This is a genomic window from Streptomyces sp. NPDC052225, from assembly GCF_040679615.1.
Lineage (GTDB): Bacteria > Actinomycetota > Actinomycetes > Streptomycetales > Streptomycetaceae > Streptomyces.
This window is the reverse complement of sequence record NZ_JBFAVD010000005.1, coordinates 264,973-290,459: the sequence shown is the minus strand read 5'-3', so window position 1 is coordinate 290,459 and position 25,487 is coordinate 264,973. Positions and strand designations below refer to the sequence as shown.

The window sequence follows — 25,487 nt, the reverse complement described above, 5'->3', positions numbered from 1 at the left end:
CTACTTCTCCTGCTGCTTGAGGTCGGGGCGGCCGGGCTGTTCGCCGCCGCGCTCCTTGATGTAGGTCTCGGTGGGCACCATCACCTTGCGGCGGAAGACGCAGACGAGCGTGCCGTCCTGCTTGTAGCCCTTGGTCTCCACGTGGACGATGCCGCGGTCGCTCTTCGACTTCGACGGCGTCTTGTCGAGGACGGTCGTCTCGCCGTAGATCGTGTCGCCGTGGAAGGTCGGCGCCACGTGCTTGAGCGACTCGACCTCCAGGTTGGCGATGGCCTTGCCCGAGACGTCGGGCACGGACATGCCGAGCAGCAGGGAGTAGATGTAGTTGCCGACGACGACGTTCTTGCCGAAGTCCGTCGTCTTCTCCGCATAGTTGGTGTCCATGTGGAGGGGGTGGTGGTTCATCGTCAGGAGGCAGAAGAGGTGGTCGTCGTACTCGGTGACCGTCTTGCCGGGCCAGTGCTTGTAGACGTCCCCGACGGTGAACTCTTCGTAGGTGCGGCCGAACTGCATGATCGCTTACGCCTCCGGGGCTTCGAACTTCGTCGTGCGCCGCATGCCGGCCGCACGACCCTTCCCGGAGATGACCAGCGCCATCTTCCGGCTGGCCTCGTCGATCATCTCGTCGCCGAGCATCGCCGAGCCCTTCTTGCCGCCCGCCTCGGACGTGTAGTACTCGTACGCGTCCAGGATCAGCTCGGCGTGGTCGAAGTCCTCCTGCGAGGGCGAGAAGATCTCGTTCGACGCCTCGACCTGGCCGGGGTGCAGCACCCACTTGCCGTCGAAGCCGAGGGCCGCGGCGCGCTGGGCGACCTCGCGGTAGCCGTCGACGTTGCGGATCTGGAGGTAGGGGCCGTCGATCGCCTGGAGGTCGTTGGCGCGGGCCGCCATCAGGATCTTCATCAGGATGTAGTGGTAGGCGTCGGCGCCGTAGCCGGGCGGCTGCTCGCCGACGACCAGGGACTTCATGTTGATGGAGGCCATGAAGTCGGCCGGGCCGAAGATGATCGTCTCCAGGCGCGGGGACGCCTCGGCGATCGCGTTGACGTTGTTGAGGCCCTTGGCGTTCTCGATCTGCGCCTCGATGCCGATCTTGCCGGCCTCGAAGCCCATCGTCTTCTCGATCTGGGTGAGGAGGAGGTCGAGCGCGACGACCTGGTCGGCCGTCTGCACCTTCGGCAGCATGATGCAGTCGAGGTTCTGGCCCGCGCCCTCGACGACGGTCACGACGTCGCGGTAGGTCCACTCGGTCGTCCAGTCGTTGACCCGCACCACGCGCGTCTTGCCGGTCCAGTCGCCCTCGTTGAGGAACTTGACGATGGTGTGCCGGGCCTCCGGCTTCGCCAGCGGCGCGCAGGCGTCCTCCAGGTCGAGGAAGACCTGGTCGGCGGCCAGGCCCTGGGCCTTCTCCAGGAAACGCGGGTTCGACCCGGGCACCGCGAGACAGGAGCGGCGCGGACGGAGACGGTTCACAGGACTGGTCATGCGGGGACCTCCAGGGGGTCGAGGTGGTTCGCTTGCCGGATCTCGTCGACGATACGGCCGATGATCTCCGTGATGCCGAAGTCCTTGGGGGTGAAGACGGCGGCGACACCCGCACGCTTCAGGTCCTCGGCATCGGCGTTGGGGATGATGCCCCCGACGATCACGGGGATGTCGGTGGCGCCCGCCTCGCGCAGCCGGGCGAGGACGTCAGGCACCAGTTCGGCATGCGACCCCGACAGGATCGACAGGCCGACGCAGTGCACGTCCTCGGCGAGCGCGGCGGACACGATCTGCTCCGGGGTGAGCCGGATGCCCTGGTAGACCACCTCGAACCCGGCGTCGCGGGCCCGCACGGCGATCTGCTCGGCGCCGTTCGAGTGCCCGTCGAGGCCCGGCTTGCCGACCAACAGGCGGAGCTTGCCGCCCAGTTCGTCGCCGGTGCGCCGCACCTTCTCGCGGACGACGGCGAGCGGCGTGCCCTCCTCGGCGGTCACCGCGACCGGCGCCGACGAGACGCCCGTGGGGGCGCGGAACTCGCCGAAGACCTCGCGCAGGGCCTGCGACCACTCGCCGGTCGTGACGCCCGCACGAGCGCACTCCAGGGTGGCCTCCATGAGGTTCTCCGTGCCGGCGGCGGCCTCCTTGAGGCGTTCCAGGGCCTGCCCGGTCGTCGGGTAGTGGAACGGGTCGCCCATGCCCTGCCGGTCGCTCGACTCCTGACGCGTGGTGCGCCACTCCTCGATGGCCCGCACGACCCGCGCCTCGACCGCGTGGTCCACCGTCATGATCGCGGCGTCCAGGTCGGCGGTGAGCGGGTTCGGCTCGGTCGACTCGTAGATGTTCACACCGACGATCTTCTCGTCGCCGCCCTCGATCCGCGCGCGGCGCTCGGCGTGCGAGGAGACGAGCTGCGACTTGAGGTAGCCGGACTCGACGGCGGCCATCGCGCCGCCCATCTCCTGGATCCGGTCGATCTCGGCGAAGGACTCGGCGACCAGCGCGTCGACCTTCTTCTCGATGACGTGCGAGCCCGCGAAGATGTCCTCGTACTCCAGGAGGTCGCTCTCGTGGGCGAGGACCTGCTGGATGCGGAGCGACCACTGCTGGTCCCAGGGCCGGGGGAGCCCCAACGCCTCGTTCCAGGCGGGGAGTTGGACGGCGCGGGCGCGTGCGTCCTTCGACAGCGTCACGGCCAGCATCTCCAGGACGATCCGCTGGACGTTGTTCTCCGGCTGCGCCTCGGTCAGGCCCAGGGAGTTGACCTGGACCCCGTACCGGAAGCGGCGCTGCTTCGCGTTCTCGATGCCGTACCGCTCGCGCGTGATCTGGTCCCAGATCCGCCCGAACGCCCGCATCTTGCACATCTCCTCGATGAAGCGGACACCCGCGTTCACGAAGAAGGAGATGCGGGCCACGACGTCCCCGAACTTCTCGGCGGGGACCTGCCCTGAGTCGCGTACGGCATCGAGAACGGCGATGGCGGTGGACATCGCGTACGCGATCTCCTGGACCGGTGTGGCCCCCGCCTCCTGGAGGTGGTACGAGCAGATGTTGATCGGGTTCCACTTCGGCATGTTCGCCACCGTGTACGCGATCATGTCGGTCGTCAGACGCAGACTCGGTCCCGGCGGGAAGACGTGCGTCCCGCGCGACAGGTACTCCTTGACGATGTCGTTCTGGGTCGTGCCCTGGAGCTGGGTGATGTCCGCGCCCTGCTCCTCCGCGACGACCTGGTAGAGCGCCAGAAGCCACATGGCGGTGGCGTTGATGGTCATCGAGGTGTTCATCTGCTCCAGGGGGATGTCCTGGAACAGCCGGCGCATGTCACCGAGGTGACTGACCGGGACGCCGACGCGGCCCACCTCGCCCCGGGCGAGGATGTGGTCCGGGTCGTACCCCGTCTGGGTCGGCAGGTCGAAGGCGACCGACAGACCCGTCTGGCCCTTGGCCAGGTTGCGCCGGTACAGCTCGTTGGACGCCTCGGCCGTGGAGTGACCGGCGTACGTGCGCATCAGCCACGGCCGGTCCTTCTGACGCTCAGTCATCAGACTTTGCTCCCCCGGGAGTTCAGACGTTGCGGAAGCGGTTGATGGCGTCGATGTGCTGGGCGCGCTTCTCGTGGTCGCGCACACCGAGGCCCTCCTCGGGGGCGAGCGCGAGCACGCCGACCTTGCCCTGGTGGAGGTTGCGGTGCACGTCGTAGGCGGCCTGCCCGGTCTCTTCGAGGGAGTACGTCTTCGAGAGCGTCGGGTGGATCTTGCCCTTGGCGATCAGGCGGTTGGCCTCCCACGCCTCGCGGTAGTTGGCGAAGTGCGAGCCGATGATCCGCTTCAGGGACATCCACAGGTAGCGGTTGTCGTACTCGTGCATGTAGCCCGAGGTCGAGGCGCAGGTGGTGATCGTGCCGCCCTTGCGCGTCACGTACACACTGGCGCCGAAGGTCTCGCGGCCGGGGTGCTCGAAGACGATGTCGATGTCCTCGCCGCCGGTGAACTCGCGGATGCGCTTGCCGAAGCGCTTCCACTCCTTCGGGTCCTGGGTGCGCTCGTCCTTCCAGAACTTGTAGCCCTCGGCGCTGCGGTCGATGATCGCCTCGGCGCCCATGGCCCGGCAGATGTCGGCCTTCTGCTCGCTGGAGACGACACAGATGGGGTTGGCGCCGCCGGCCAGCGCGAACTGCGTGGCGTAACTGCCGAGTCCACCGGAGGCGCCCCAGATCAGGACGTTGTCGCCCTGCTTCATCCCGGCGCCGTTCCTCGACACCAGCTGCCGGTAGGCGGTGGAGTTCACGAGCCCGGGGGCCGCGGCCTCCTCCCAGCTCAGGTGGTCCGGCTTCGGCATCAGCTGGTTGGACTTGACGAGCGCGATCTCGGCGAGCCCGCCGAAGTTCGTCTCGAAGCCCCAGATGCGCTGCTCGGGGTCGAGCATCGTGTCGTTGTGCCCGTCGCTGGACTCCAGCTCCACGCTCAGGCAGTGGGCGACGACCTCGTCGCCGGGGTGCCAGGCGTTGACGCCGGGTCCGGTGCGCAGCACGACGCCCGCGAGGTCGGAGCCGATGATGTGGTACGGGAGGTCGTGACGCTTCGTCAGCTCGCTCAACCTGCCGTAGCGCTCCAGGAATCCGAACGTCGACATCGGCTCGAAGATCGAGGTCCAGACCGAGTTGTAGTTGACCGAGGAGGCCATCACGGCCACCAGTGCCTCGCCCGGGCCGAGCTCGGGAACCGGCACGTCGTCCAGGTGGATCGACTTGCGCGGGTCCTTCTCGCGGGACTCGAGCCCGGCGAACATCTCGGTCTCGTCCTTGTGCACGGTGATCGCGCGGTACGAGTCGGGGAGCGGCAGGGCGGCGAAGTCGGCAGACGTGGCGGTCTGCGACTGAATCGCGTCCAGGATGTCCTTCACGGTGGTGCCTCCGGCGGTGAGCGACTGAGGGGATCGCTGAGTCGGGTGTGGCTGCTGGGTGTTGAGGGTGTGCCGTCGGTTCGGCGGGGTGGTGCTGTGGCAGCGCTGGGTGTGGCGCGGAAGGTTGCCTGTGACGCAGGCGTCCGGGCGCACGCGCCACGGTCGGTCGTGGCTTGTGGGGACAGCCGGCGTACGGAAGTTCTCTGTACGCCGGCCGCCCGGACTCCTTCAACGTATGGCACGCCGTGACAACGCACAAGGCACTGCGTGCCATCAGTTTCGCTCAGGTGAAATCTTTACGCTCAGCTGAGCGATGATCGATCATCCGTGGTCAGGGGCGGGTTGTGCAGGCGGGAAGGGATCGATGATCGATCACGGGAGCGCAGAGCGGGTGGGGCGAGGTGCGCAAAGGCCCCCTCACATGGCACTGCGTGCCATGTGAGGGGGCTCGGACCTGCGGATCAGTTCTGCACGAGCGAGAAGTCGTCCACGGTCGCGTTGCCGGCCGCGGGGAGCGAGAGGCCGAAGCTGATCGCCGAGCGTCACGGCCGGGGTGCAGGTGCCGCGGTCCTGGCGGGTGACGAGCTTGCGGTCGCCGTCCGTGTACGCGCTGATGTCGACGCGCTCGGCCCGCGCGCCCGTGTGCGCGGCCGTCGTGTACGTCCAGGGCAGTCGTCGCGTACGTGTCCGTGCAGCCGTCGCAGACGTGGTGCGGCCCGCTCGGCACCCAGCCGCCGCCGCATCGGACGTCAACAGCAGCCGCTCGCACGGCAGTTGGCGGCGCAGCCGCGCATGGTCGGCGGTCAGCGGCAGTCCGACATGGCCGAGACCGATGACGCCGACGGCGCCCGTCGCGGTCTGCGATTCGGCATGCGTGAGTAGAAGCGAAGAGGGGAGATGCCGAAAAGGTTCGTACAGGTGCGGTGGGGGAGGTGGACAACCGGCGGGCGCGTACCGCGTAGGGCCGCACATCGGCGGGGGACCGGGCGGCTCCGGTCAGGGGGCCGACCGGCTCTACCGGTTCCTGAGCGCTTCCTCGATCGTGCGCATCACCTCGGGCAGCGGCGCGTCCGTGCGGGCCACCGCCACAAGGACCTCACCGGTGTGCGACACCTGGGCGGGCGGCGGGGACGCGGGGGTGCGGCCCGCGCCGATGCCGGTGCCGAACGTGCGGCGGACGATCTCGAAGGCGTGGTCGAGCTGGTTCTCGACGTCGCCCTGGCCGCCGGCCCGCAGCCAGCGGCGCAGCACGTGATTGTGGGCGGTGACGACGGCGGACGCGGCGACCTCGGCGAGCAACGGGTCGTCGTTGCCGTCGTGGTGGGCCTGCTCGTCGAAGTGGCCGAGGAGGTAGCGGGTGAAGAGCCGCTCGTAGCGGGCCACCGAGGCGATCTCCCGCTCGCGCAGGGTGGGCACCTCACGGGTCAGCCGGTAGCGCTCCACGGACACCGCGGGCGAGGCGGCGTACATCTTCATGACTTCCTTGATGCCGCGGCACACCGTGTCCAGCGGGTGCTCCGAGGCCGGCGCCGCGTTCAGCACCGCCTCGGCGCGGACCAGGGTGTCGTCGTGGTCCGGGAAGATCGCCTCTTCCTTGGAGCGGAAGTGCCGGAAGAAGGTGCGGCGGGCGACGCCGGCCGCCGCGGCGATCTCGTCGACCGTCGTCGCCTCGTACCCCTTCGTGGCGAAGAGCTCCATCGCCGCGGCCGCGAGCTCACGGCGCATCTTGAGCCGCTGGGCAGCGGCCCGGGTGCCCGCGGCGCTCTCCGGAGCGTCGGGCTGGGCAGAGGTGCGGGCGGACGGGTCGGCGGCCTTATGAGCGGGCGTCATGCCCCGAACGTACTGCATGTACGCTCCAAAACGCTCCCCGGTCAGCGGGCCGCCCGGCTCCCCGAGCAGCCCGCCCCAGTCGGACCCGAGGCCGGGACCGGCCCCCGCTCCCGGCTCAGCGCCGGGCATATTCGCGGAAGCCACGGCCCGTCTTGCGGCCGAGGCAGCCCGCGGCCACCAGGTGTTCGAGCAGCGGCGCGGGAGCGAGACCCGGGTCGCGGAACTCGCGGTGCAGCACCTTCTCGATGGCCAGGGACACGTCCAGGCCCACCACGTCGAGGAGTTCGAAGGGCCCCATCGGGTAGCCGCCGCCGAGCTTCATCGCGGCGTCGATGTCGTCGAGGGTGGCGTAGTGCTCCTGGACCATCTTGATCGCGTTGTTCAGGTACGGGAACAGCAACGCGTTCACGATGAACCCGGCCCGGTCGCCGCAGTCCACGGGGTGCTTGCGGATCTTGAGCGTCAGGTCCTTGACGGTGGAGTGCACGTCGTCGGAGGTGAGAACGGTCCGCACGACCTCGACGAGCTTCATGGCGGGCGCCGGGTTGAAGAAGTGCATCCCGATCACGTCCTGCGGGCGCGAGGTGGCGCGGGCGCAGGCGACGACCGGCAGCGAGGACGTCGTCGTGGCGAGGATCGCGCCGGGCTTGCAGACCTTGTCGAACGTGGCGAACAGCTGCCGCTTGATCTCCAGGTCCTCGGCGACCGCCTCCAGGGCGAGGTCGACGTCCGCGAAGGCGTCGTACGAACCGGCCGGCGTGATCCGCGCGAGCGTCTGCGCCGCGGCCTCCGCCGTCAGCCGTCCCTTGTCGACAGAGCGCTGGAGCGACTTTCCGATACGGGCCTTGGCGGTGTCGGCCTTCTCCTCGCTGCGCGCCGCGAGCACGACGTCGTACCCGGCCTTCGCGAACACCTCGGCGATCCCGGAGGCCATCGTCCCCGAGCCCGCGACACCGACGGAGCGGATCGCGCGGCCGGGGGCGGCGACGGCGTCGCTCAGCGGCGTGAGCGCGTCCCGCACGACGACCGAACTGCCCGGCTCCGCGTACGAGTAGAAGCCACGGCCCGCCTTGCGCCCGGTCAGGCCCGCCTCGCTGAGCTGCTTGAGGATCGGCGCGGGGGCGTGCAGACGGTCGCGGGACTCGGCGTACATGGCGTCGAGGACGGTCCGCGCGGTGTCGACGCCGATCAGGTCGAGCAGGGCGAGGGGGCCCATCGGAAGGCCGCAGCCGAGCTTCATCGCGGCGTCGATGTCCTCGCGGGACGCGTACTTGGCCTCGTACATCGCGGCGGCCTGGTTCAGGTAGCCGAAGAGCAGTCCGTCGGCGACGAAACCCGGCCGGTCGCCGACCGCGACGGGCTCCTTGCCGAGCTCGACGGCGAGGTCGGTGACGGCGGCGACGGCGGTCGGCGCGGTCAGCACGCTGGAGACCACCTCGACGAGCTTCATCGCGGGGGCCGGGTTGAAGAAGTGCAGTCCGATGACGCGCTCGGGCCGTGCGGAGTCGGCGGCGAGCCGGGTCACGGACAGCGCGTTCGTGCCGGTCGCGAGGATCGCCTCGGGCCGCACGATCCCGTCCAGGGCGCGGAAGATCTGCTGCTTGATCTCGTACGACTCCGGGGCGACCTCGATCACCAGGTCGGCGTCCGCGGCGGCCTGGAGATCGGTGAACGTACGGAACCGGGCGAGCAGGTCGGCCCGCTCCTGCTCGGTGAGGTGCTCGCGGCGCACCGCACGCGCCGTCGAGGTCTCCAGGGAGGCGATGGCCTGCGCGGTGGCGGCCTCGCTGATGTCGATGCCGATGACCTCGCGGCCGGCGCGGGCGAGGACCTCGGCGATGCCGGTGCCCATGGTGCCGAGGCCGACGACGGCGACCGTGGCGATGCGGGACAGGGGAGCGTCCATCCGGGAACTCCAGAAGTGAGGGTGACGACTGAGGGGTCGCACGCGAAGACGCCAGGTAGCCGGGCGTCGTGCGGGAGTTGACCGTGGCGCGCGGCGCGCACGGGAAGCGGCGGCCCTGTCCCGGGGCCATGCCGTACTGGGTGGTGCTGGGTCCTGCTGAACCGACGTGCACTCGCTGCGGCTGCGTCACCAGGCCGCGCGGAGTGGTGCTGCGGGAAGTGTGCCCGCTCAACTGAGCTTAACCGCCGAGTAACGAGCGCACCAGTCCCCGGCGTTGACCAGTCGCTGTGATCTACGTCGCCGCAGGCCCGGCCCGTCTACCCTCGATCTCATGGACGAAGAGTCGCGAGCGGTGACAGAGCGCATCCGGAAGGAATCCGGCGGCACGCCCGCCTTCGAGCAACTGGCCGCCACGGCCGACCACGACGATCTCGCGGCGGTGCTCACGGCACCGGAACAGCCGTTGTGGGCGAGGGAGTTGGCCGCGTACCGGCTGGGCCTCGCCGGTGACGCCCGCGCCTTCGAGTCCCTCGTCCTGCTCCTCAACCACCGCGACCCCGAGCGGTGCGCCGCGGCGGCGCAGGCGCTGCTCGCCCTGCGCGACCCGCGCACGGGCCGCGCGGCGGCCGCCCTCGCCACCAACGAGCTGCGCGTCGCCTACGCCCTGCACCCCGTCCGCCTGCTCACCCAGCTCAGGGCCCCCGAGTCGGCCCCGGCCCTGATCGCCACGCTCCGCCGCCGCCTCACGCCGCACGACCCGTACCGCAGGGTGGCCCTGGCCTGCGTCGAGGGCCTCGGCAGCCTCGCGGACCCGCGCGCCCGCGACGTCCTCACGGAGGCGACGTCCCACCCGAGACTGGCGATGGCGGCGGCGGCGGCGCTCGCCCGGTTACCGCGGGACTGAGGCGGGCTCCGGACCGGGCTCGGGCAGGCGCGCCCCGAAAGAGGCGCGGGGAACCGCGCGAGCGACCACGGACCACGGTCACTCGGCCGTCCGGCGGCCCTTGCGCGGCTACCGGGCGGCCGACCCGGGCGGAGACCACCGGTACCGCAGCTCCGGGACGCTCGCGCCGGCCACCTCGTACGGCTCACGCGCCCCGTCCGCTACGAAGCCGGCCCGCTCGTAGAAGCGCCGTGCCCGCGCGTTGCCCTCCACGACCCACAGCCGCATCGCCGGCCGCCCGGCCGCGGCGGACCCGGCGAGGCAGGCGTCGAGCAGGGCGCGGCCGACGCCCGTCGACACCTGCGCGGGATCGACGTACAGCGCGTACAACTCGCCCTCGCCGGGCGGCACATCGCGATCCCGGCACGGGCCGTGGCAGCCCCAGCCGATCACACGTCCGGCGCGCTCGGCGACGTACTCCTCGGAGCGCCCGAACAGTTCGCGCCGCCGCTCGGCGTCGCGGACGACGTCCATCGCGTCCAGATACCCCTGCGGCATCAGCCCCGCGTACGCGAACCGCCAGCCCCGCACGCGGACCTCGGCCACGGCGGCGCAGTCGTCGAGCGTCATCGGGCGCAGCAGGACGGGGGCGTGGGCGGGGCGGTTCACGCGCCCAGTGTCGCCCACGCCCCCGCCGTGACGTGCGTCAGCCCCTGGGGCCCAGGAGGCCGTGCAGCGTCGCCCCGCCGGACGAGGACGAGGCCGCCTTCGTCGTCAGCGGCTTCGGATCCGGCAGTTTCGCGCACACCGCGTCGACCTCACCGCCGCTGCGCGGCACCTTCCCGGTCGACAGATACGCGGCCAGGTGCCCGTCCAGGCACGTGTTCCCGCTGAGCGAGATGCCGTGGTTGCCGCCGCCCTGCTCGACGACCAGGCTCGACCCGCGCAGCAGCCGGTGCACGGTCGCGCCACCCTCGTACGGCGTCGCCGCGTCGTCCGTCGCCTGGAGCAGCAGCACCGGCGGCAGCGCGTCGTTCGACACGTCGGTGGGGTGCAGCGGCGGCTGCGACCAGTACAGGCACGGCGCGTTGTACCACGCGTTGTTCCACGTGGAGAACGGCGCCTTCTTGTGCGCCTCCGTGTTGTCCGCGCGCCATTGCGCGTAGTCGCGCGGCCACCACGCGTCCCGGCACTGCACGGCGGAGTAGATGCTGTACCCGTTGTCCCCGGCGGCGTCGATCGCGCCGAAGTTCTCGTACGCCTCGACGAGCGGGTCGGCGTCCTTGTCGTTCACGTACGCGGCGAACGCCTCGGCCAGATAAGGCCAGTAGCCGTTGTAGTAGCCGCCGGGCAGGAACGTGTCCTCCAGCTCCCCGGCCCCGACCTTCTTGCCGGCCGGCTTCTTCGTGACCGCGTCGCGCATCGCGTACCACTTGGCCTCGACCTTCGCGGGGTCCTTGCCCAGCTTGTACGTCGTGTCGTACTTGGCCACCCATGCCATGAATGCCTGGTGCCGGGCGTTGAAGGCGTAGTCCTGTCCGAGGTTGTCGCGGTACCAGACGCCGGTCGGGTCCACGATCGAGTCGAGCACCAGACGCCGCACCCGCTGCGGGAAGTACTTCGCGTAGACCGCGCCGAGGTACGTGCCGTACGAGTAGCCGAAGTAGTTGAGCTTCGGCGCCTTGAGCGCGGCCCTGATGGCGTCCATGTCGCGGACCGCGCTGACCGTGTCGATGTACGGCAGCAGGTCGCCGTACTTGTCCTGGCAGGCGCGGGCGAACGACGCCGCACGCTTCAGGTTCGCCTGCTCGATCGCCTTCGACGTGGGCACGCTCGGCGGCCGCACCGGGTTGAAGTGGCCGGGCTCGCAGTCGAGCGCCGGCGTGCTCTTGCCGACGCCGCGCGGGTCGAACCCGATGACGTCGTACTGCGCCGCGACCTTCTTCGGCAGCGTGGAGGCGACGAACCCGGCGAGCGTGAGTCCGCTGCCGCCCGGTCCGCCGGGGTTCACCAGGAGCGGGCCCTGGGACTTCTTCGCCGTGTGCGGGACCCGCGACAGGGCGAGCGTGATCTGCCGCCCGTGCGGGCGGGCGTGGTCGAGGGGCACCTTCAACGATGCGCACTGAAGCGTCGGATAGTCCTTCGTGCCGCACTTCTTCCAGCTGAGGGCGGTCGTGGTGCGCGAGGTCGAACGGGCCGGCTCGGCATCGGCGCCCACGGCGGGGACCGTCACGAACGTGGTGGCGGCCAGGGCGGCGATCCCGCACAGAGCGACTGCGCGTTTCTTCATGGGGCCTCCCGGGATGGGGGGTTCGGGACCGCGGGTCAGCGGCCCCCGCCGCATCGTCCCGGAAAGCCTGCCCGGAAGAACCCGTTCTGCAGGAAGTTGACCCGATTGCGCTCAGAGCAGGGTCAGCTGGGTCGGCTCCCCGGGAGGGGCCGGTGTCAGCGCCTCCGGCTCCCGTACGCGCCGTCGCTCCGCCGCCCGCGAGGGCCCGATCCCGTACTCCTCGGCCAGCTCGTGCACCTGCCGGGTCACCCGCCGCTGGTACCACTTCGGGGCGTACGCGCCCTCCGCGTACAGCCGCTCGTAACGCCGCACGAGGTAGGGGTGGTGCCGCGCCAGCCACGCCATGAACCACTCGCGCGCGCCGGGCCGCAGATGCAGCACGAGCGGCGTCACCGAGGTCGCCCCGGACTGCGCGACGGCCCGTACCGTCGCCCGGAGCTGCTCGGGCCGGTCGCCGAGGAAGGGGATCACCGGCGCCATCAGGACCCCGCACCCGATGCCCGCGTCCGTGAGGGCCCGTACGGCGTCGAGCCGGCGCTCGGGCGCGGGCGTGCCCGGCTCGACCGTGCGCCACAGCTCCTGGTCCGTGAACCCGACCGAGACGGATATCCCGACGTCGGTCACCTCGGCGGCCTGCCGCAGGAGTGGCAGGTCGCGCAGGATCAGCGTGCCCTTCGTCAGGATGCTGAACGGATTCGCGTAGTCGCGCAGCGCCTCGATGATGCCGGGCATCAACTGGTAGCGCCCTTCGGCCCGTTGATAGCAGTCGACGTTCGTGCCCATCGCGATGTGCTCGCCGTGCCAGCGGCGCGAGCCGAGGTGGTGGCGGAGCAGCTGCGGCGCGTTCACCTTCACCACGATCTGGCTGTCGAAGCCGAGGCCGGTGTCGAGGTCGAGGTAGCTGTGGGTGTTGCGGGCGAAGCAGTAGACGCAGGCGTGGGTGCAGCCGCGGTACGGGTTGACGGTCCATTCGAACGGCATGCGGGACGCTCCGGGCACCCGGTTCACGATCGAGCGCGCCCGGATCTCGTGGAACGTCACACCGCGGAACTCGGGGGTGTCGAAGGTCCTGCTGACCACGGCGTCCGCGCCGAACAGCGCGGCGTCGGGCGCCCGGCCGTGTTCGGCGGGCCCGTCCGTGAGGTTCTCCCAGCGCATGGCGCCTCCTCGCTCTCTCTGCCCCCGGCTCTGCCCCGCGACCCGGAATCCGGGAGCGGGAGCCTAGAATAGAACACATGTTCCCTTGATCGTGCGAACCTGTTTCCGAATCCTTCGGGCACCCGGATTTGGTGGCCGGTGCGCCGGGTGGTTGGCTTGCCGCAGCCCCTTGAAGAACCAAGTCCTGGAGGAAGAGTCATGGCGCAGGTCGAGGCCACCACGGAGCGGGTCGTCGCCGCCAAGCCGGACGATGTGTTCGACGCCCTCGCCGACTACAGCGGTACGCGCGCGAAGCTGCTGCCCGAGCACTTCAGCGAGTACGAGGTGCGCGAGGGCGGCGACGGCGAGGGCACCGTCGTCCACTGGAAGCTCCAGGCCACCAGCAAGCGCATCCGCGACTGCCTGCTCGACGTGACCGAGCCGACCGACGGCGAGCTCGTCGAGAAGGACCGCAACTCGTCGATGGTGACGACGTGGCGCGTCACCCCGGCCGGTGAGGGGCAGTCCCGCGTGACGGTGACCACGGTGTGGAACGGGGCGGGCGGCATCGGCGGCTTCTTCGAGAAGACGTTCGCGCCCAAGGGGCTCGGCCGCATCTACGACGCCGTGCTCGCCAAGCTCGCCACCGAGGTCGAGAAGTAGTTCGTCTTCCTTTCGTACGGACCCCGGTGAAGCCGATGTAGTGCTCACCGTTTCGAGTGGTTTTCGTTTCGCGCCGGTTGTACGCCGTAGGGCTCCGACCGGCGCATACGTCGATGAAACCCCGCTGACGTGCGTCTCGTCGCGCTTGCCCCCCGTTCTCCCGTAATGCGAGAAATGGGCGGCGCAAGGGCGACGAGGGGAGCGGTACGTGGGCACGACGACGCTGGTGACCGAGACGGTCGGGGAGCCGGTGGCCGGGCCGGCCCCCAAGGCGGCCGCCGAGCCCGAACCGCCCCGCGCATCCGCGCAGTTGCCCGGACACGGGCTCTCCCCGAGCCGGATCCGGATGGTCTTCGTCGGCCTGATGCTCGCGCTGCTGCTCGCCGCGCTGGAGCAGATGATCGTCGCCACCGCGCTCCCCAGGATCGTCGGTGAGCTGCACGGCCTCGACAAGATGTCCTGGGCGATCACCGCCTACCTGCTGACCTCCACCATCGGCCTGCCGATCTACGGAAAGCTCGGCGACCTCTTCGGCCGCAAGGGCGTCTTCCAGTTCGCCATCGTCGTGTTCGTCATCGGCTCCGCGCTCGCGGGCCGGGCCCAGAGCATGGACCAGCTCATCGCGTTCCGCGCCGTCCAGGGCGTCGGCGCGGGCGGCCTCATGATCGGCGTCCAGGCGATCATCGGCGACATCGTGCCGCCCCGCGAACGCGGCCGCTACATGGGCCTGATCGGCGCCGCGTTCGGTCTCGCCTCGGTGGCCGGTCCGCTGCTCGGCGGCTACTTCACCGACCACCTCTCGTGGCGCTGGTGCTTCTACTTCAACGTCCCCTTCGGCCTGCTCACCCTCGCCGTCACGGCCGTCGTGCTGAAGCTCCCGAAGCCGACCAAGAAGCCCCGACTCGACGTCCCCGGCGCCCTGTTGCTGGCCTCCGCGTCAACGTGCCTGGTCCTGCTGACCAGTTGGGGCGGCACCGAGTACGCGTGGGGCGACCGGGTCATCATCGGACTCGCCGCCGGAGCCGTCGTCTCGGCCGCGCTGTTCGTCGTCGCGGAGAAGTACGCGGCCGAACCCCTCATCCCGCTGCGCCTGTTCCGCGACTCCGTGTTCAACCTCAGCGGCGTCATCGGCATGGTCGTGGGCGTCGCGCTCTTCGGCGCCGCCAGCTACCTGCCGACCTTCCTCCAGATGGTCGACGGCGCCACCGCCACCGAGTCCGGCCTCCTGATGCTCCCCATGATGGGCGGCGTCGTCGGCGCCTCGGTCATCTCCGGCCAACTCATCAGCCACACAGGCCGGTACAAGCTCTACCCGATCCTCGGGGGCGCCCTCTCCACGGTCGGCATGTACCTCCTGTCGCGCCTGGAGGTCGACACCCCGCGGCTCGAATACAGCGTCTACATGGCCGTCCTCGGCGCCGGCATCGGCCTGATCATGCCGGTGCTCGTGCTCGCCGTGCAGAACGCGGTACGCCCGTCCGACCTCGGCACCGCCACCAGCGCCAACAACTACTTCCGGCAGATCGGCGGCAGCGTCGGCGCCGCGATCTTCGGCACGCTCTTCGCCGACCGCCTCGCCGACTCGCTCGCCGGCCGGCTGCCCGCCGGCGGCGACCTGCCCGACGCCGAGTCGATCACCCCGCAGCTGGTGCACGCGATGCCCGAAGCGCTGCGCACGCCCTACATCGAGGCGTACGCCGACGCGATGCCCCGGATCTTCCTCTACTTGGTGCCGGTCCTCGTCCTTGGCCTGCTCCTCGCCTTCTTCCTCAAGGAGACACCCCTGTTGTCCAGCGCAGCCGCCCCCTCCCCCTCCTCGGCCGAGAACCCCGTCATCCCGCCGCAGGAGCGCACGTCGTACGCCGCCGGAGTCCCGGTCTGCGGCACGGTGCAGCACTCCGACGGCACCGCCGTGCCGCGCGCGGCCCTCACCCTCATCGATGTCGGCGGCACCCAGATCGGGCGCGGCGCCAGCGGGGAGGACGGCCGGTACGCCCTGTCGACGCCCGGCACCGGCTCGTACGTCCTGATCGCCGCGGCCGGGGGACACCAGCCGCAGGCCGTGACCGTCACCGTCGGCGAGCGCCCCGTCGAGCTCGACGTCGTCCTCGGCGGCGCCGGCCGCCTCGCCGGGTCCGTGCTCACCGCGGACGGAACCCCCGTACGGGAAGCGATCGTCACGCTCACGAACGTGCACGGGGAGGTCGTCGCCACCACCCGCAGCGGGCGCGAGGGCGGGTACGTCATCACGGAGCTGGTGGCGGGGGAGTACACCCTCGCGGCCAGCGCCCCGGCCTTCCGCCCCGCCGCGCTTCCGGTCACCGTGATGGCCTCCCGTGAGACCCGGCAGGACGTCGAACTCGCGGGCGGGGCGGTGCTGCGCGGCACGGTGCGGGCCTCCGGCGGGCGGCCGGTCGAGGATGCCCGGGTCACGTTGCTCGACGCGGCCGGGAACGTCGTGGACACGCTGACGACGGGGCCGGACGGGACGTTCCGCTTCGTCGATCTGTCGTCGGGCGAGTACACGGTCATCGCGGCGGGTTACCCTCCGGTCGCTACGGTGCTTCAGGTGGCCGGGGGCGGTCGTACGGAGCGGGATCTTCAGCTCGGGCACGAGGACTAGCGTCTTTGGCTGCGGCTTTCGTCGTGGCTGGTCGCGCAGTTCCCCGCGCCCCTGAAATGCAGACGCTTCGCGTCGCATTTCCCCTATGAAGGCTGCGCGCAGCGCATGCCTTCTAGGGGCGCGGGGAACTGCGCGACCAGCCCCCACCGGCCGTCGGCCGACGAACGCACCCCGGGGCCCGAGCCCAATTACCGGTTACGCCAGACCCGTTGACGGTCGGAGCCGTACCGTGGAAGGAGGCGGCGCGTACCCCCGGCGCGCCGGAGGGAAGGAACGCGGCGATGCACGGCACCGGTCAAGCCCCGCAGGGCCGCGTTCCGCTGGCCGTCATAGTCGTGGACCAGGCAGGCAGCGTCTCGCACTGGTCCACCGGAGCCCGCCGCCTCTTCGGCCCCTCCAGGGAGGACGCGGTGGGCCGCCCCGCCGCCGACCTGCTCCCCGTCACCGGCGCACTCCCGGAGTACGGCCCGTACGAGGGCGGCGAGCACGACCTGGAGGACTTTCTCGACGGGCGGTCCTCCTATCCGGCCGCGGGCCGCGCCCGGCTCGACTCCAGCGTCGGCGCGCGGGACCGGATCGACGTGCTGTGGTGGGCGTACCCGCTGGTGGGCCCGGGGCCTGAGCGGCTGCTCGTGCTCGCCGCCGACGCCCGGCGCCTCAGCGAGGAGGAGCCGGAGGGCGAGCGCATCGCCCCCGGGTTCGCACTGCACACCGACTTCCCCGGCGCCGACGACCTCGCCCACGGGCTGCCCGCGATCCTGCCGAGCATGAGCGTCGGCGAGAGCGCGCGGATCGTCTCCCAGATACTCGAACTGGGCTATCCCGTCCTGGAGTTCAGCCAGCACGACCGGGTCCCCGTCACCGCGGACTGGGGCGTCTCGCGGCGCTCCGAGCGCAAGGCGCGGCGCGCGGAGACCGCGCGGGCCGGCACCACCGGCGTACCCTCCCCGCGCTCGCCCCTCGACGACGCTGACGACGCCGAGGACATCGAGTACGCGGCGGTGCGCGAGCGGCTCGAATTCCTCAACGAGGTGAGCGGGCGCATCGGTTCGTCCCTCGACCTGTCCCGCACCATCATCGAGGTGAGCCGCGCCGTCGTCCCGCGCTTCACGGACGTGGCCGGCACGTATCTGCGCGAACAGGTCGTCGCGGGGGAGGGGTTCCCCGAGGGGCCGCCCGACGCCACGACGATGTGGCACCGCGTCGCCCTGGAGCACACGGACGAGCCGGGCCGCTGGGACGACGTGGTGCCGGTCGGCGAGTCCATGCCGTTCCCCGTGCACACGCCGTTCTTCCAGTGCATGACGAGCGGCGACCCGGTCCTCGTCCCGTACATCTCCGAGGAGATGGGCAACGCGATCGCGTCGCAGTTCGAGAAGCGCGACATCCGGCCGCTGATCACCCACCGTTCGATGCTCGTCGTCCCGCTGAAGGCGCGGAACGTCGTGCTCGGGTTCATGATCCTGCTGCGCCACCAGGAGCGGCCGGTCTTCAACGACATGGACCGCGTCACCGGCGCCGAACTCGCCGCGCGCGCGGGCCTCGTGCTCGACAACGCCCGCATGTACACGTACCAGGAGTCCGTCGCCGAGACGCTCCAGGACAGCATGCTGCCGCACATCGAACCGCACATGCCGGGCTGCGACATCGCGACCCGCTATCTGCCGGGCACGCTGCTCGGCCGGGTCGGCGGCGACTGGTTCGACTCCATCAAGCTGCCGGGCGCGCGGACCGCGCTCGTCGTCGGCGATGTGATGGGACACGGGCTCAACTCGGCGGCGATGATGGGCCAGTTGCGGACCGCCGTGCAGACGATGGCCGCCCTCGACCTGCCGCCCGCCCAACTCCTGCGCAATCTCGACGACTTGGCGCAGCGGCTCGGCGAGCACTATCTCGCGACCTGCCTGTACGCCGTCTACGACCCGATCGCCGGAGAGCTGCACCTGGCCAACGCCGGGCACATCCCGCCGGTGATCGTGCGCGCCGCCGACGGCCGCAGCGACCTGCTCGACCTGCCCACCGGCGCCCCCATCGGCGTAGGAGGCGTGCCCTTCGAGTCCGTACGGGTCCCGGTCGCGCCCGGCGACCGGCTCGTGATGTGCACCGACGGCCTGGTCGAGGTGCGCGGCGAGGACATCGGCGTCGGGCTCGCGACGCTCTGCGAGTCCGCGGCGCACCCGGCCGCGTCCATGGACGACGCCTGCGACACGATCATCCGCAGCCTCGGTACGCGCGGCGGCCGCAAGGACGACGTGGCGCTCCTGATGGTCCGCATGAGCGGCATCGAGGGCGACGACGTCGCCCACTGGGAGCTCGCCGCCGAGCCGGCCGAGGTGGGGCGGGCGCGCGCTCTCGTGCGCGAACAGCTCGCGGACTGGGGTCTGTTGCACCTGGAGTACGCGACCGAGCTGATGGTCAGCGAACTCGTCACGAACGCCGTACGGCACGCCCGCGGCGAGCGCGTGCACCTGCGCCTGGTGCGCTCGGGCTCCCTGCTGTGCGAGGTCGAGGACACGGAGCACACCCTGCCGAACCTGCTCAGCGCGGGCCCGGGCGACGAGTTCGGGCGCGGTCTGCGCGTCGTGACGCACCTGGCGCGCGAGTGGGGCACGAGCCGCACCGCGCACGGCAAGACCGTGTGGTTCGAGCTGACGGCTCCCCGCCGCCGCGGCTGACCGGCGCACGCCTCCCGAACGACTCGTGAAGGTACGTGTCGGCCGCTTGTGGGGGCGCACTCCGGCGCGATAGACCGATCTGGTCCGAGCCGACCTCTCGGGCGAGTCCGTCGCCGAGCCCCGGGAGGGCCCCATGAGCGTGACCGAGCGCTACAAAGAAGCGTGGGAAAGCTTCTGGGAGGACGCCCCGCAGGAGCCGGGGAGCGTCTTCTGGGACTCCGAGCCCGTCCTCACCGCGGGCCTCCACCTCGCCCTGTACGAGCCGCACGTGACGGCGCCGGACCTGCCCCTCGTCGACCTCGGCTGCGGCAACGGCACCCAGACCCGCTTCCTCGCCGGCCACTGCCCGAAGGTCGTCGGCGTCGACCTGTCGGGCGCCGCGCTCGACCGGGCCGTGCACGCCGACCCGGCCAAGGCGGCCGACTACCGTCTGCTCGACGCCACGGACCCGGAGCAAGTGGCCTCCCTGCACGGCGAGTTGGGGGACGCCAACGTGTACGTGCGCGGGGTGCTGCACCAGAGTGAACCCGCCGACCGGCAGCCCCTGATGGACGCGGTGGCCACACTCGTCGGCGCGCGCGGGCGCGCCTTCGTCGTCGAGCTGTCGGAGCGGGCAGGACCCGTACTGCGGGCGCTCGCGGCCCAGCCCGCCGGGCCGCCGCCCAAGCTGGCCCCGGTCTTCGCCCACGGCATCGCCCCCGGCGAGGTCTCCGACGTGGCCGTGCTCGACCATGTCGAGGCCGCCGGACTCACCGTGTGCTCGGCCGGTGACCTCCCGCTGACCACGACCGAGCGCGCCGCCGACGGCACCCGGATCGAACTGCCGTCGAAGTGGCTCGTGGTGGGGGCCGCACCGCGCTGACCAGAGCGAACTGCGCCGCACGGGTACGACATTGGTCTATGCCACTGGGAGTTATCCACAGGCCTGGTGGGGCATGACCGATTCCGCGTACGGTGCTGCTCATGAAGATCCTGATCAGCGCCGACATGGAGGGCGCGACGGGGGTCACCTGGCCCGCGGACGTCCTGCCCGGCACCCCGCAGTGGGAGCGCTGCCGCGCCCTGTTCACCTCGGATGTGAACGCGGCGGTGCTCGGCTTCTTCGACGGCGGCGCCGACGAGGTGCTCATCAACGAAGCGCACTGGACGATGCGCAACCTTCTGCTCGAACAGCTCGACGACCGGGCCGAGATGCTCACCGGACGCCACAAGTCGCTGTCGATGGTGGAGGGCGTCCAGCACGGTGACGTCGACGGCATCGCCTTCATCGGCTACCACGCGGGCGCCGGCATGGAGGGTGTGCTCGCGCACACCTACCTGGCGAACCAGATCACGGGCGTGTGGGTCAACGAGGTGCGTGCGAGCGAAGGCCTGCTCAACGCCCATGTGGTGGCGGAGTACGGCGTCCCCGTCGTCCTCGTCACCGGTGACGACCACGCCTGCGACGACGCCCTCGGCTACGCGCCGGAGGCCCGCAAGGTGGCCGTCAAGGACCACGTCTCCCGGTACGCGGCGGTGTGCCGCACCCCCGCGCGCACGGCCGCCGACATCCGGGCCGCCGCCAAGGACGCGGCGTCGCTCGCGGTGCGCCACGAGCCCGTCCGGGGCGGCCCGTTCACGGTGGAGGTGGAGTTCGACGCCGAGCACCTCGCCATGGCGGCGACCGTCGTGCCCGGCGTCGAGCAGATCGGCGAGCGCAGGATCTCCTACACGAACGAGACCATGTACGAGGGCATCCGCACCTTCAAGGCGGTCACCACGATCGCCTCGGCCGCGGTGGAGGAACAGTATGGCTGAGCGAGTTCTCGAAGCGCCGACCGTCGACCAGCAGGCGCTGGACGAGGTCGTCACCTTCACCTCCGAGCTGATCCGCATCGACACCACCAACCGCGGTGGCGGTGACTGCCAGGAGCGGCCCGCCGCCGAGTACGCGGCCGCCAAGCTCGCCGAGGCGGGCCTGGAGCCGACGATCCTGGAGCGCACCCCGGGCCGCGGGAACGTGGTGGCGAGAATCGCCGGCACCGACCCGGGCGCGGACGCCCTCCTGGTCCACGGCCACCTGGACGTGGTGCCGGCCGAGGCCGCGGACTGGAGCGTCGACCCCTTCTCCGGCGAGGTCCGCGACGGCGTCGTGTGGGGCCGCGGCGCCGTCGACATGAAGAACATGGACGCGATGATCCTCGCGACCGTACGGCAGTGGGCCCGCCTCGGGTTCCGGCCGCGGCGCGACATCGTCATCGCCTTCACCGCCGACGAGGAGGCGAGCGCGGAGGACGGCTCCGGGTTCCTCGCCGACCGGCACGCCGACCTCTTCGAAGGCTGCACGGAAGGCATCAGCGAGTCCGGCGCCTTCACCTTCCACGACGGCAGTGGCAAGCAGATCTACCCGATCGCGGCGGGGGAGCGCGGCACCGGCTGGCTCAAGCTCACCGCGCGCGGCAAGGCGGGCCACGGCTCCAAGGTGAACAAGGCCAACGCGGTCTCGCGCCTCGCCGCCGCTGTCGCCCGGATCGGCGAGCACCAGTGGCCGGTCAGGCTCACCCCGACCGTGCGCGCCGCGCTCACCGAACTGGCCGCCCTGTACGGCATCGAGACCGACGTCAGCGCCCCCGACTTCGACGTCGACGCGCTGCTCGCCGCCCTCGGCCCGGCCGCCGCCCTCGTCGAGCCGACCGTGCGCAACAGCTCCAACCCCACGATGCTGTCCGCCGGCTACAAGATCAACGTGATCCCGGGGGAGGCCGTCGCGCACGTCGACGGGCGCTACCTGCCGGGCGCCGAGGACGAGTTCAGGTCAACCCTGGACCGGCTCACCGGACCCGACGTCGACTGGGAGTTCCAGCACCGCGAGGTCGCGCTCCAGGCACCGGTCGACTCGCCCACCTTCCGGAACATGCGGGCGGCCGTGGAGGAGTTCGCCCCCGAGGGACACGTGGTCCCGTACTGCATGTCCGGCGGCACGGACGCCAAGCAGTTCTCGCGCCTGGGCATCACGGGCTACGGCTTCGCTCCGCTCAAGCTGCCCGAGGGCTTCGACTACCAGGCGCTGTTCCACGGCGTCGACGAGCGGGTCCCGGTGGAGGCGCTGCACTTCGGGGTGCGCGTCCTCGACCGTTTCCTGCGCACGGCATAGACACACGGCACGTACACGGCAGACACACGGCGAGTACCGGGCGAGTACAGGGCGGCGGGCTAGGAAAACATGGCGGACGCGAAGAACATGGGGGCCTCAGGACACATGGGGGGCGGGGACGACATGGTGCACACGGAAGGTCACGGATCCTGGCCGTCGCCGATCGACGCGGCGCTCGCCGCCGCGCACGACGGGCAGCCCGAGTACGTCGGGTTCGTCGGCGACGAGCCCTGGTGGACCGAGCCGCGGCCCACCGAGGCGGGCCGCCGCGCCCTGGTGCGCCGCAGGCCCGACGGCACGGAGCAGTCGGTCCTGTCCGCGCCGTGGAACGTGCGCAGCCGCGTCATCGAGTACGGCGGCCGGCCGTGGGCGGGCGCCGAGCGCGCCGAGGGCCCGCTGCTCGTCTTCGTGAACTTCGCCGACCAGCGCCTGTACGCGTACGAGCCCGAGGCCCCCGGCGCCGAGCCCCGCCCGCTCACCCCGCTCTCCCCGGTCGGCGGCGGCCTGCGCTGGGCCGACCCGCAGCTCCACCTCGACCGGGGCGAGGTCTGGTGCGTCCTGGAGGAGTTCACCGGCGACGGACCGAGCGACGTACGCCGGGTGGTCGCCGCCGTCCCGCTGGACGGCTCGGCCGCCGAGGAGCGCGACGCGGTGCGCGAACTCATCGGCCCTGCCGACGCGGACCACCGGTTCGTCACCGGCGCCCGGCTCTCGCCCGACGGGCGGCGCGCCGCGTGGATCGTCTGGGACCACCCGCGCATGCCGTGGGACGGCACGGAGCTGCTCCTCGCGGACGTGGCGGAGGACGGCACGTTCGGTCCCGCCCGGACCGTCGCGGGCGGCCCCGAGGAGTCGATCTGCCAGGTCGAGTGGGCGCCCGACGGCGCGCTCCTGTACTCCGGCGACGCCAGTGGCTGGTGGAACCTGTACCGCCTTGAGGCCGCCGCGTCCCCGGGCGCGGCCGCCAGACCGCTGTGCCCGCGCGAGGAGGAGTTCGGCGGGCCGCTGTGGAAGATCGGCCTGAGCTGGTTCAAGCCGCTGGAAGCCGGTCTCGTCGCCGTCGTGCACGGCGCGGGCGCCACCGCGCTGGGCATCCTCGACCCGGAGACCGGCGAGGTCGTCGACACCGCAGGGCCCTGGACGGAGTGGGCGTCCACGCTCGCCGTGCACGGCACCCGCGTCGTCGGCGTCGCCGCGAGCCCGCGGACCGCGCCCGAGGTCGTCGAGCTCGACACCTGCACCGGCCGCACCCGCGTGATCGGCGCCGCGCACAGCGACCCGGTCGACCCGGCGTACTATCCCGAACCCCAGATCCGCACCTTCGCCGGGCCCGACGGGCGCGACATCCACGCCCACATCTACCCGCCGCACAGCCCCACCCACAGCGCCCCCGACGACACGCTCCCGCCGTACGTGGTCTGGGCGCACGGTGGCCCCACCGGCCACGCGCCTCTCGTACTCGACCTGGAGATCGCCTACTTCACCTCGCGCGGCATCGGCGTCGCCGAGGTCAACTACGGCGGCTCGACCGGATACGGGCGGGAGTACCGCAACCGGCTGCGCGAGCAGTGGGGCGTCGTCGACGTCGAGGACTGCGCGGCCGTCGCCCTCGCGCTCGCCGACGAGGGCACCGCCGACCGCGAGCGGCTCGCCATCCGCGGCGGCAGCGCCGGCGGCTGGACCAGCGCGGCGTCCCTGACCAGCACGGACGTCTACGCATGCGGCACGATCATCTATCCGATCCTCGACCTCACCGGCTGGGCCGAGGGGGAGACCCACGACTTCGAGTCGCGGTACCTGGAGTCGCTCGTCGGGCCCCTCTCCGAGGTCCCCGCGCGCTACGCCGAGCGGTCCCCGGCCGAGCACGCCGACCGTCTCACCGTCCCGTTCCTGCTCCTTCAGGGCCTGGACGACGTGATCTGCCCGCCCGCGCAGTGCGAGCGGTTCCTGGAGCGGGTGGAGAGCGAGGGGCGGCGGGTGCCGCACGCGTACATCGCCTTCGAGGGCGAGGGCCACGGCTTCCGCCGTGCGGACACCATGGTCCGCGCCCTGGAGGCCGAACTCTCCCTGTACGCCCAGGTGTTCGGGCTCAATCCGGCAGGTATCCCCACCCTGGAGCTGTCCAAGTGAATCCCCTGCGGCGCGCGCGCCGACTCGCCCCCGGCGCCCGCGTCGCCGTCGTCGCCCTCAGCGGGCCCGTGCCCGAGGAGCGGCTCCAGGCGGGCCTGGACATCCTGCGCGGCTGGGACCTGGAGCCGGTCATCGCGCCCCATGTCCTGGACACACACGGGGAGTTGGACTACCTCGCGGGCGCCGACGCCGACCGCGCCGCGGATCTTCAGCGTGCCTGGTGCGACCCCGACGTGGACGCCGTGCTGTGCGCCCGCGGCGGCTACGGCGTCCAGCGCATGGTCGACCTGCTCGACTGGGAGACGATGCGGGCCGCCGAGCCCAAGGTGTTCGTCGGGTACAGCGACATCACGGCGCTGCACGAGGCGTTCGCGACGCGGCTCGGCGTCTCGACGCTGCACGGGCCCATGGTCGCGGCGGCGGACTTCCTCAAGCACGCGCGGGCCCAGGACCACCTGCGGGCCACACTGTTCGACCCCGAGTCGGTCCAGGTGATCACCGCCGTGGACGGCGCCGGGGCGCTCGTGCCCGGCACCGCTCGCGGCGTCACCCTGGGCGGGTGCCTCTGCCTGCTCGCGGCGGACCTCGGCACGCCGCACGCCCGGCCGTCGGCGCGCGGCGGGCTGCTCTGCCTGGAGGACGTCGGCGAGGAGGCGTACCGCATCGACCGGTATCTGACCCAACTGCTGCGCGGGGACTGGCTGACCGGGGTCTCCGGCATCCTGCTCGGCTCCTGGGCCGAGTGCGAGCCGGTGCGCGACCTGCTCGCCGACCGGCTCGGCGGGCTCGGGGTGCCGGTGGCGGAGGAGTTCGGCTTCGGACACGGCGACGGGGCGCTGACGATCCCGCTCGGGGTGCCCGGCCTGCTGGACGCCGAGGCCGGGACGCTGACCCTGGACGCCCCGGCGCTCCTGTGACCCCTGCCCCGCCCCCTCAGTGCTCGCAGAGGCAGAACGGATGGCCGGCCGGGTCCGCGTAGACCCGCCAGTTGGCCCCCGGGCGGAGCTCGTCCGTCCGCTCCAGGAGCGTCGCGCCGAGGGCGAGTGCGCGCTTCTCCTCGCCGTCGAGGTCGTCCACGTCGAAGTCCAGATGGAGCTGTTGCGGCCGGTCCTGCCCCGGCCACACGGGCGGGCGGTAGTCCGCCACCCGCTGGCAGGCCAGCGGGACGCCCTCGAAGCCGTGCACCTCGATCCAGTCGGTGTCGTCGTCGTCGGCGACCACCCGGCCGCCGAGCAGTTCGGCGTAGAAGGCGGCGAGCTGTTCGGGATCGGCGCAGTCCAAAGCGACTGCCTGCAGTTTTCTGATCACTTCCGTCACGTACCCACCA

The 25,487-nt window shown here is 71.5% G+C and carries 19 protein-coding genes; 9 read left to right on the top strand and 10 right to left on the bottom strand.

Annotated elements, in window-relative coordinates; genetic code table 11:
* From AB0L37_RS10680 to AB0L37_RS10655, 6 genes are all read right to left on the bottom strand, one after another.
* Complete coding sequence (locus AB0L37_RS10680) at window positions 1–513, bottom strand: MaoC family dehydratase (RefSeq protein ID WP_365502578.1); 513 nt, start codon at window positions 511–513, stop codon at window positions 1–3.
* Window positions 514–519: 6 nt separating this feature from the next.
* The gene (locus AB0L37_RS10675) at window positions 520–1,485 is read right to left on the bottom strand and encodes a CoA ester lyase (RefSeq protein ID WP_365502576.1); all 966 of its coding nucleotides are present in this window, start codon (window positions 1,483–1,485) and stop codon (window positions 520–522) included.
* On the bottom strand, window positions 1,482–3,617 hold the full coding sequence (locus tag AB0L37_RS10670; RefSeq protein WP_365502574.1) for a protein meaA: 2,136 nt from the start codon (window positions 3,615–3,617) through the stop codon (window positions 1,482–1,484). The genes AB0L37_RS10675 and AB0L37_RS10670 overlap by 4 nt, the downstream gene beginning before the upstream one ends.
* On the bottom strand, window positions 3,553–4,890 hold the full coding sequence (ccrA, locus tag AB0L37_RS10665) for a crotonyl-CoA carboxylase/reductase (RefSeq protein WP_365502572.1): 1,338 nt from the start codon (window positions 4,888–4,890) through the stop codon (window positions 3,553–3,555). The genes AB0L37_RS10670 and ccrA overlap by 65 nt, the downstream gene beginning before the upstream one ends.
* A gap of 1,014 nt (window positions 4,891–5,904) precedes the next feature.
* The gene (locus tag AB0L37_RS10660; protein WP_365502570.1) at window positions 5,905–6,738 is read right to left on the bottom strand and encodes a TetR family transcriptional regulator; all 834 of its coding nucleotides are present in this window, start codon (window positions 6,736–6,738) and stop codon (window positions 5,905–5,907) included.
* 97 nt (window positions 6,739–6,835) lie between these two features.
* The gene (locus AB0L37_RS10655; protein ID WP_365502568.1) at window positions 6,836–8,626 is read right to left on the bottom strand and encodes a 3-hydroxybutyryl-CoA dehydrogenase; all 1,791 of its coding nucleotides are present in this window, start codon (window positions 8,624–8,626) and stop codon (window positions 6,836–6,838) included.
* A 331-nt stretch (window positions 8,627–8,957) separates the two neighbouring features.
* Here AB0L37_RS10655 and AB0L37_RS10650 point away from each other — a divergent pair, with 331 nt between their 5' ends.
* On the top strand, window positions 8,958–9,530 hold the full coding sequence (locus tag AB0L37_RS10650) for an adenylosuccinate lyase (protein WP_365502566.1): 573 nt from the start codon (window positions 8,958–8,960) through the stop codon (window positions 9,528–9,530).
* A 108-nt stretch (window positions 9,531–9,638) separates the two neighbouring features.
* On the opposite strand, the gene AB0L37_RS10645 is transcribed toward AB0L37_RS10650, so the two are convergent.
* From AB0L37_RS10645 to AB0L37_RS10635, 3 genes are all read right to left on the bottom strand, one after another.
* Window positions 9,639–10,178: a GNAT family N-acetyltransferase gene (locus AB0L37_RS10645; protein ID WP_365502564.1), complete on the bottom strand. Its 540-nt coding sequence runs from the start codon at window positions 10,176–10,178 to the stop codon at window positions 9,639–9,641.
* A 37-nt stretch (window positions 10,179–10,215) separates the two neighbouring features.
* Window positions 10,216–11,799, bottom strand: a complete 1,584-nt coding sequence (locus tag AB0L37_RS10640) for an alpha/beta hydrolase (protein ID WP_365502562.1) — start codon at window positions 11,797–11,799, stop codon at window positions 10,216–10,218.
* A 111-nt stretch (window positions 11,800–11,910) separates the two neighbouring features.
* Window positions 11,911–12,957 (bottom strand): Rv2578c family radical SAM protein, encoded by a 1,047-nt coding sequence (locus AB0L37_RS10635; protein ID WP_365502560.1) that lies wholly within the window; start codon window positions 12,955–12,957, stop codon window positions 11,911–11,913.
* A 198-nt stretch (window positions 12,958–13,155) separates the two neighbouring features.
* Between AB0L37_RS10635 and AB0L37_RS10630 the strand changes: the two genes are divergently transcribed.
* From AB0L37_RS10630 to AB0L37_RS10595, 8 genes are all read left to right on the top strand, one after another.
* The gene (locus AB0L37_RS10630; RefSeq protein WP_365502558.1) at window positions 13,156–13,599 is read left to right on the top strand and encodes an SRPBCC family protein; all 444 of its coding nucleotides are present in this window, start codon (window positions 13,156–13,158) and stop codon (window positions 13,597–13,599) included.
* A gap of 208 nt (window positions 13,600–13,807) precedes the next feature.
* Window positions 13,808–16,222: an MFS transporter gene (locus tag AB0L37_RS10625; protein WP_365502556.1), complete on the top strand. Its 2,415-nt coding sequence runs from the start codon at window positions 13,808–13,810 to the stop codon at window positions 16,220–16,222.
* Window positions 16,223–16,503: 281 nt separating this feature from the next.
* Complete coding sequence (locus tag AB0L37_RS10620) at window positions 16,504–18,897, top strand: SpoIIE family protein phosphatase (RefSeq protein ID WP_365502554.1); 2,394 nt, start codon at window positions 16,504–16,506, stop codon at window positions 18,895–18,897.
* A gap of 133 nt (window positions 18,898–19,030) precedes the next feature.
* Window positions 19,031–19,759 carry a class I SAM-dependent methyltransferase gene (locus tag AB0L37_RS10615; protein WP_365502552.1) on the top strand — a complete coding sequence of 243 codons (729 nt, stop codon included), beginning with the start codon at window positions 19,031–19,033 and terminating at the stop codon, window positions 19,757–19,759.
* A 101-nt stretch (window positions 19,760–19,860) separates the two neighbouring features.
* On the top strand, window positions 19,861–20,694 hold the full coding sequence (locus tag AB0L37_RS10610) for a M55 family metallopeptidase (protein ID WP_365502550.1): 834 nt from the start codon (window positions 19,861–19,863) through the stop codon (window positions 20,692–20,694).
* Window positions 20,687–22,030: a M20/M25/M40 family metallo-hydrolase gene (locus AB0L37_RS10605; RefSeq protein ID WP_365502548.1), complete on the top strand. Its 1,344-nt coding sequence runs from the start codon at window positions 20,687–20,689 to the stop codon at window positions 22,028–22,030. The genes AB0L37_RS10610 and AB0L37_RS10605 overlap by 8 nt, the downstream gene beginning before the upstream one ends.
* A gap of 123 nt (window positions 22,031–22,153) precedes the next feature.
* On the top strand, window positions 22,154–24,160 hold the full coding sequence (locus tag AB0L37_RS10600; RefSeq protein ID WP_365502546.1) for a prolyl oligopeptidase family serine peptidase: 2,007 nt from the start codon (window positions 22,154–22,156) through the stop codon (window positions 24,158–24,160).
* A complete protein-coding gene (locus AB0L37_RS10595) occupies window positions 24,157–25,077 on the top strand; it encodes an LD-carboxypeptidase (RefSeq protein WP_365502544.1) in 921 nt (306 codons plus the stop codon). Before AB0L37_RS10600 ends, AB0L37_RS10595 begins: the two co-directional genes overlap by 4 nt.
* Before the next feature lie 16 nt (window positions 25,078–25,093).
* Here AB0L37_RS10595 and AB0L37_RS10590 read toward each other — a convergent pair whose 3' ends face one another.
* Window positions 25,094–25,468 carry a VOC family protein gene (locus AB0L37_RS10590; RefSeq protein ID WP_365502542.1) on the bottom strand — a complete coding sequence of 125 codons (375 nt, stop codon included), beginning with the start codon at window positions 25,466–25,468 and terminating at the stop codon, window positions 25,094–25,096.
* Window positions 25,469–25,487: the final 19 nt, after the last annotated feature.